Here is a 7,414-nt window from a genome sequence, read left to right as displayed (position 1 = left end):
GCTCCAACACCGATCGCGCGTCCGTCAAACTTAAAAGTTGCTGTTGCAAAGCCAAAAACAACGACAACTGAGTTGAAGCCAGTGACGCCGACGGCAACAAAATCTGAAGCGCCAATCACAACAGCATCAGTCGCTAAAACACCAAAATCGGTAGCTGGTTCGTTCCGCTGGCCTGTTAAGGGCCGGGTGATCACCGATTTCCGCGGTTCGAAAAACACCGGTGTGAACATCGAAGTGCCTGAAGGTGCTGCAATTCGCGCGGCGGAAAATGGTCAAGTGATCTATGTCGGCAGCGCGGTGGAAGGGTTCGGCAATTTGATCTTGATTAAACACAGCAACGGTTATGTATCAGCTTATGCGCACCTAAAAGACATCACGGTCGCCAAAGGCACTTATGTGGACCGGGGTGACTCAATTGGCACAGCCGGCATGACTGGCGCAGTAAGCCGTCCACAGTTGCACTTTGAACTACGCCAAGGCGCGACACCGGTTGATCCGATGCCGCTATTGGCTAGCTAAACCAAGCTGTTCTGCAAAATTATGAGGGTCAGCCGCTAACTTAGCGACTGGCCCTTTTTTCCGGCCAATTGACGAACAAACTGAATGGCGACACGGCCTGATCGCGCCCCACGGGTAGCGGCCCACTCAATTGCATCAGACCGTAACTCTTCGCTTTCAACGCTAATGCCATAATGGGCGCAATAATGCCGGATCATTTCCAAATAGGTGTCTTGGTTGCAATTGTGAAACCCTAGCCACAAACCAAATCGATCTGAGAGTGAGACTTTTTCATCAATTGCCTCATTGGAATGAATCGCCGCCCGTGTTTCGTTCTCCACCATATCGCGGGGCATCAAATGCCTACGGTTTGACGTGGCATAGAACAACACATTTGCGGGTCTGCCCTCAAGCCCGCCATCAAGTACTGATTTGAGCGCTTTATAGTCCATTTCTTCTTTGTCGAACGACAAGTCATCGCAATAGACCAAGAACTTCGCCTCTAAATCGTTTAACTTGCGCATAAGTGCAGGCAGCGTCTGAATGTCTTCGCGATGGATTTCAACCAATACTAAACGTTCAAACCCGTCTTCTGAGTCGGAGCGGGATATAATATCGGCATGTATTGCCTTAACGATTGAGCTTTTGCCCATGCCTTTGGCACCCCAAAGCAGTGCATTGTTGGCACCAAACCCCCGTGTAAACTGCTCGGTGTTGGCAAGCAATGTTGCTTTTTGAGACTCAATACCGAGCAAAAGCGACAAATCGACGTAATTGACTTTATCAACGGCGAGCAAATTTTGACTTTGCCCGTCCCATTGGTAGGCATTCGCGTTGGTCAATTCGGACTTTTCGCCGAAATCTCGGCCTGCAAGAACCGCCAAGGACTGCGCAATATCTCTTAAGAGGTGTTTCTTCTTCATTTAATGTCCATTCTTTGAGCGATTTGTCGCCTAAGCCTTTGCATTTGGGAAATAGCGCCTATATATTCCCGCACGATCTAAGACCAATAATGCGACGATTTAGGCTATTCTCATTTAAATGCAAATGTGAACGGTTTAAAAGTCGATCTAAGGAGTATCCGTATGTTTGTCACCCCAGCTTTTGCACAAGCTGCTGCACCAGGTGCCGCCGATTATCTAACAAGCTTGATGCCTATCTTGCTGATTATCCCGATTTTCTATTTCTTGATTATCCGGCCACAGCAAAAACGCGTCAAAGAGCAAAAGAACATGCTCGACGCTGTTCGTCGCGGCGATACCATCGTCACAAGTGGCGGACTAATTGGTAAAGTTGTTCGCGTCAAAGAAGATAGCGGCGAATTGGAAGTTGAGCTGGGCGAAAACGTCCGGGTTAAAGTTGTCCGTTCGATGATTGCTGATGTTCGCACGAAGGCGGAACCAGTAAACGACAATAAAACCGCTAAGAAATAATAGCTAACAGACAAGAAGATCTGACCCGCTCATGTTGCAATTCTCTCCCGTTCGTACCGCATTGATCCTTTTGGTTTCACTTGCGGGTATCTTGTTCACGCTACCAAACTTTGTGTCGCCGCAGACAGTTGAAGCGCTGCCAGATTGGATGCCAAAACAGCAAATTGTTTTGGGCCTCGATTTGCAGGGCGGTTCACACTTGCTGTTGCAGGTAAACAAAGAAGAACTGGTAACCGAACGGGTGAAGGAATTGCGCCGTGAGGCGCGTTCGCTTTTGGCCAATGACAATGCCATTGGCCACATCATCAAAACTGATGGCACGTTGCTCACAATTGAGCTGACGGACCAAGCCCAGTTCGAGACTGCAAAAACAGCTCTGCAAGAATTGGATGTGCCGATTTCAACCGTTATTGGTGGTATTGGTGGCGTAAGCGAAATCAGTTTTGGCGAAACCGTTGACGGTAAGTTGACAATGCAATTGACCGATGAGGGCATTGAAGAACGTCTTTCTTCTGTCGTTGCCCAGTCAATCGAAGTTGTGCGTCGCCGGATTGATGAGCTTGGCACAACAGAACCTACCATTCAGCGCCAGGGTACAGACCGCATTTTGGTGCAGGTGCCCGGGTTTGACGACTCGCAGCGCTTAAAAGAGCTTATCTCACGCACAGCGCGTTTGACGTTCCATATGGTTCATCCAACAATCACCGCGGCTCAAGCACGTGTGCAGGGGCTTCCTGTGGGCACGATGATCTTGCCAAGCCAAGATGGTGGGGATGAACTGTTGATGGAAGACGTCTCCATCGGTGGGGAATCACTAGTCGACTCGCAACCCGGCTTTGATTCTCAGTCGAGTGCTGCAATTGTTACATTCCGCTTCGATACGCGTGGGGCTGTGGTCTTCGCGGAGTTGACAGGCGCTAACATCGGACAACGATTCGCAGTTGTTCTTGATGACCAAGTGATTACAGCACCAACAATTCAAACCTCAATTCCAGGTGGTTCTGGCCAAATTACGGGTAACTTTACCGCAGAAAGTGCCAACGATTTGGCCGTGTTGCTGCGCGCAGGTGCCCTGCCAGCCACATTGGACATCATCGAAGAACGTTCGGTGGGCCCGAGCCTTGGTGCTGACAGTGTTCAGTCCGGACAAATTGCCGGGCTTGTTGGCGGCTTATTGGTGATTGCCTTTATGCTTGCTGCATATGGCGTATTTGGTGTTTTTGCCAATATCTCTTTGATCATAAACGTTTTCCTTGTCATGGGGGTTCTGTCTATGCTTGGCGCGACATTAACGTTGCCGGGTATCGCGGGTATCGTTTTGACCATTGGTATGGCTGTTGACGCGAACGTTTTGATTTTCGAACGTATCCGTGAAGAAAAACGCGCAGGACGATCAGTCGTTCAGGCCATCGAGGCCGGTTTTAAACGCGCATTTGCTACAATCGTAGATGCGAACGTAACCACTTTGATTGCGGCAGTGATCCTGTTCTTCTTAGGCTCTGGTCCAATTCGCGGGTTCGCTGTGACATTGGCGATTGGTATCGTCACGACAATGTTCACCGCCTATTTGCTCTCACAGTTCCAAATAGCACGTTGGTTCGCTTGGAAACGCCCGAAAGAGCTCAAAATTCACCTTCTGCATTTGTTGCCTGACGGCACAGATTTAAAGTTCATGGACCGCAAAAAGATCGCGTTTGTATTTTCTGCAGTTCTGCTGGCCGGCTCCATTGGGCTGTTCTTTACTCAAGGTCTAAATCTAGGGATTGATTTTAAGGGTGGCTCGTCAATTGAAGTGCAAGCCATTGAAGGCGAAGCTCAAATTGGTGACATTCGCGAGCGCGTTGGCGCGCTTGGACTTGGGGACGTTCAGGTACAAGAGTTCGGTAGCGTCAAAGATGTATTGATCCGCATCGAAACCCAAGACGGTGGCGACACAGCTCAACAAGAAGCTGTTGGCAAAGTCGTCGATGAAATCAAGGCGGACTATGAAGTGCGTCGCACCGAAGTGGTGGGGCCAACTGTTTCCGGCGAATTGGCACAAACAGGAACGCTAGCGGTGATTGCCGCGATCTTGGCTGTTCTTGGCTATATTTGGCTGCGGTTCGAATGGCAGTTTGCGTTGGGGGCGGTTGCTGCCCTAGTTCACGATGTTATTCTGACCATTGGCATGTTCGCCATCACAGGGTTCGAGTTTAACTTGGCATCAATTGCTGCGATTTTGACAATTGTCGGGTACTCGCTCAACGATACCGTGGTGGTTTATGACCGCGTGCGCGAAAACCTACGAAAATATCGAAAAATGTTGATTTCTGATCTACTCAATATGTCGATCAACCACACCTTATCCCGGACGATTTTGACATCGGTCACCACACTTCTTGCGCTAGCTGCACTGGTTGTTTTCGGTGGCGAGGTTATCCGAAGCTTTACATTTGCAATGGCTTGGGGCGTGTTGGTCGGAACATATTCGTCAATTTTCGTCGCGTCTCCACTGTTAATGAACTTCAAACTCACCTCGCGTGCAGTTGAAGAAAAGAAAGAGACGCGCGCAGACGGCGCTTCCGTATAGAACGTGACTGAAATCGCAAACGGATTTTACCAATATCAGGTACCCATCGATGCTTATGGCAACGGTGGGTTCCGCTTTGCCGATATGTCACATGTTGGGTCCATGTTTTGTTTGCCCAGCGGTATGCAAAAATGGGATATCGGCGATATCTCTGAAATTGAGAATGCGGATTTCTCTCTGGTTTTTGAGAACAAAGATGAGATCGACGTGTTTTTGCTCGGTACAGGCGACGACATTGCGTTTATTGACGAAAGCGTTCGTCAGAAATTTCGCGATAATAACATCATTCTAGAGCCCATGAGCACTGGGGCAGCTGTTCGCACCTACAACGTACTGATGGCAGAAAAACGTGCCGTTTCAGCAGGGTTTATCGCTGTCGACCGGGTGAAATAGCAAATGGTAGATCCAACGCAGCAGCATGTCGCCGATGAGTTGAACAAGTTGGCGCGTGAAGACTACCTTACGACATTATTTTTACCTGAGCATATTCGCGCTGATGCCCAAGCATTGTTAGCGTTCAGTGCAGAACTAAATATGGTTCGCCAGCGTGTATCAGAACCAACGCCGGGTGAAATTCGGCTGCAATGGTGGCATGATGCGTTGGATGGCAAAGGCCATGGTGCGGTGCGTGCAAATCCTGTGGCTGATGGCTTGCTCAATGCAATCCAATCGCACAATTTACCCATTGTGCCACTAAAGCGCATGATCGCCGCACATCGGTTTGATCTTTATGATGACCCGATGACCGATGTAAATCAGTTCGAAGGATATGCGGGCGAAACCCGCGCCACGATTTACCAGTTTATGGCGATGATGTTGGCCCCAGATGACACGGATCCCACACTTTTTGCAGATGCCGCCGGACATCTCGGTGTTGCAAAGTGTTACATTGATCGACTGTTTTCGTTCGGGCGCGATGCTGCAAAAGGCCAGATATATCTGCCAATCAGTGTTTTTTCGTCGTTTGGTCTTTCAGACAAACAAGTCCTTGCAGGCCAAACCAGCGATGAAATGACACAAGCAGCTAGAGCGCACCTGGAAGCTGCCACCACACACTTGCAGCAAGCCGAGCTTGCCATCGAGCCGTTACCTAAAGATGTGCGTCCCGCATTCGCATCAAGTTCAGTCGTAAATCTGCAGGTAAAACATTTGAAGTCACGATTGAGCCAACCATTTGCATCGAGCAATGGATATTCTGATTGGCGCAAACTCGTTGCGATGATGTTTTATTCTATTCGGAACTGATCAAAAACGATCATCGAAGGGGCAAATTGCTACGCCCAACTTTCGATATCCTTTAGAGCACGGGTGCTCATAAGTAGCTTTTTGGCTTTCGCTTTGTCCGGTCCACGCCAGCGTCCAACATGACCTTCCGGTTTTGCTGGTTTTTCGACGGGGGGGAACAAACCAAAGTTCACATTCATCGGTTGAAATGATTTAATGCCGTTTGTTTCGTCCGCCAAATGCCCACCAGTTATGTGATGGACAAGTGCGCCCATCGCTGTGGTGCCCGGAGGTGGCGATAATTCTTGGTCCAACGCATCGGCAGCAGCCAAACGCCCAACAACAAGGCCCAAACCTGCGCTTTCAACATAACCTTCAACGCCGGTCACCTGGCCAGCAAACCGAAGCCGAGGGTCGGCTTTCAGTCGAAGTTGTTCGTCCAAAAGTTCAGGTGAGTTCAAAAACGTGTTGCGGTGCAAGCCACCCAGACGAGCGAACTGGGCATCTTCCAATCCCGGTATCATCCGTAGGATTTCTGCTTGGTTGCCATATTTCAGTTTGGTTTGAAAACCAACCATGTTCCAAAGCGTGCCCAGCGCATTATCTTGACGCAACTGCACAATAGCATGGCATTTAACGTCTGGATCTCTTGGGTTGGTCAGGCCAACAGGTTTCATGGGACCAAAGCGTAATGTTTCGCGTCCGCGTTCCGCCATCACTTCAATGGGCAAGCAGCCATCGAAATAGGGAACATCTTCCCATTCTTTAAATTCAGTTTTTTCACCACCCAACAACGCGTCGATAAAGTCGTTATACTGTTGTTCATTCATCGGGCAGTTCAGGTAATCCGCACCAGTGCCGCCTGGTCCAGCCTTGTCATACCGAGATTGAGCCCAGACAATATCCATATTGATAGAGTCTTTGTGAATGATCGGCGCAATCGCATCAAAAAACGACAATGAGTCGGCATTCGTAATCGATTGGATACCTTCAGCCAATGCAGGCGAGGTAAGGGGGCCGGTTGCAAGGATGACGTTTTCCCACTCTTTTGGTGGAAGTCCTGCAACTTCAGATCGCTCTATCGTAATATTAGGATGGGCTTCGAGCGCCTCAGTAACTGCCTGAGAAAATACGTCACGATCTACAGCAAGGGCACCGCCGGCCGGCAGTTTGCATTTATCCGCAGATTGCATAATTAACGAATTACAACGGCGCATTTCTTCGTGCAGCACACCCACAGCATTATATTCGTGATCGTCTGATCGAAAACTGTTGGAGCATACAAGCTCGGCCAGTCCGTCTGTTTGATGGGCGTCAGTTTTGCGCTCTGGCCGCATCTCATGCAACACGACGTGCGCGCCCATGTTCGCGGCCTGCCAAGCAGCCTCAGAACCGGCCAGTCCGCCGCCAACAATGTGAATAGTTTTTGAATGATCTGTCATGTGTTCGCACATACATTCATTGCCCAGCTTGAGCAACTAAAAATGATATCAAATACAAAACACCCGCAGCTTCAATTGGAAGCGCGGGTGTTTAAAACTGGGAGGATCATTTGTTAAGTGGAACCCACTTAGATGCGAGAAGCTTGCTCGCGAGCCAAAGGCTGAATGTCACCACGAGAAATGCCAAGATCGTTCAATTCACGATCATCAAGGGCGCTCAACTCACGGACAGTTTGACGGTATGAAGC

General features: G+C 49.4%; 8 protein-coding genes. 5 read left to right on the top strand and 3 right to left on the bottom strand.

Features of this window, described 5'->3' with window-relative positions; translation table 11 throughout:
• On the top strand, positions 1-519 hold a 519-nt coding region (locus ACSHWX_RS17580; RefSeq protein ID WP_435669512.1), incomplete at its 5' end, for a murein hydrolase activator EnvC family protein.
• Positions 520-554: 35 nt separating this feature from the next.
• Here ACSHWX_RS17580 and ACSHWX_RS17575 read toward each other — a convergent pair.
• Positions 555-1,421, bottom strand: coding sequence for an ATP-binding protein (locus ACSHWX_RS17575; RefSeq protein WP_435669511.1), 867 nt, complete (start codon positions 1,419-1,421; stop codon positions 555-557).
• A 162-nt stretch (positions 1,422-1,583) separates the two neighbouring features.
• Between ACSHWX_RS17575 and yajC the strand changes: the two genes are divergently transcribed.
• The 4 genes from yajC to ACSHWX_RS17555 are packed head-to-tail and all read left to right on the top strand — an operon-like array spanning position 1,584 to position 5,745.
• Complete coding sequence (yajC, locus tag ACSHWX_RS17570; protein WP_435669510.1) at positions 1,584-1,931, top strand: preprotein translocase subunit YajC; 348 nt, start codon at positions 1,584-1,586, stop codon at positions 1,929-1,931.
• A gap of 31 nt (positions 1,932-1,962) precedes the next feature.
• On the top strand, positions 1,963-4,500 hold the full coding sequence (gene secD, locus ACSHWX_RS17565; RefSeq protein WP_435669509.1) for a protein translocase subunit SecD: 2,538 nt from the start codon (positions 1,963-1,965) through the stop codon (positions 4,498-4,500).
• 3 nt (positions 4,501-4,503) lie between these two features.
• Positions 4,504-4,893, top strand: coding sequence for an Mth938-like domain-containing protein (locus ACSHWX_RS17560; RefSeq protein ID WP_435669508.1), 390 nt, complete (start codon positions 4,504-4,506; stop codon positions 4,891-4,893).
• Positions 4,894-4,896: 3 nt separating this feature from the next.
• Positions 4,897-5,745, top strand: coding sequence for a phytoene/squalene synthase family protein (locus ACSHWX_RS17555; protein WP_435669507.1), 849 nt, complete (start codon positions 4,897-4,899; stop codon positions 5,743-5,745).
• 29 nt (positions 5,746-5,774) lie between these two features.
• On the opposite strand, the gene trmFO is transcribed toward ACSHWX_RS17555, so the two are convergent.
• Positions 5,775-7,166: a methylenetetrahydrofolate--tRNA-(uracil(54)-C(5))-methyltransferase (FADH(2)-oxidizing) TrmFO gene (trmFO, locus tag ACSHWX_RS17550; RefSeq protein ID WP_435669506.1), complete on the bottom strand. Its 1,392-nt coding sequence runs from the start codon at positions 7,164-7,166 to the stop codon at positions 5,775-5,777.
• Between the two features lie 128 nt (positions 7,167-7,294).
• Positions 7,295-7,414: DUF1127 domain-containing protein (locus ACSHWX_RS17545; RefSeq protein ID WP_435669513.1), on the bottom strand; the 120-nt coding region annotated here is incomplete at its 5' end.

The organism is Maritalea sp., assembly GCF_051251695.1.
In the GTDB taxonomy this organism is placed as follows: Bacteria; Pseudomonadota; Alphaproteobacteria; order Rhizobiales; family Devosiaceae; genus Maritalea.
This window is presented reverse-complemented; position numbering and strand designations above follow the sequence as displayed.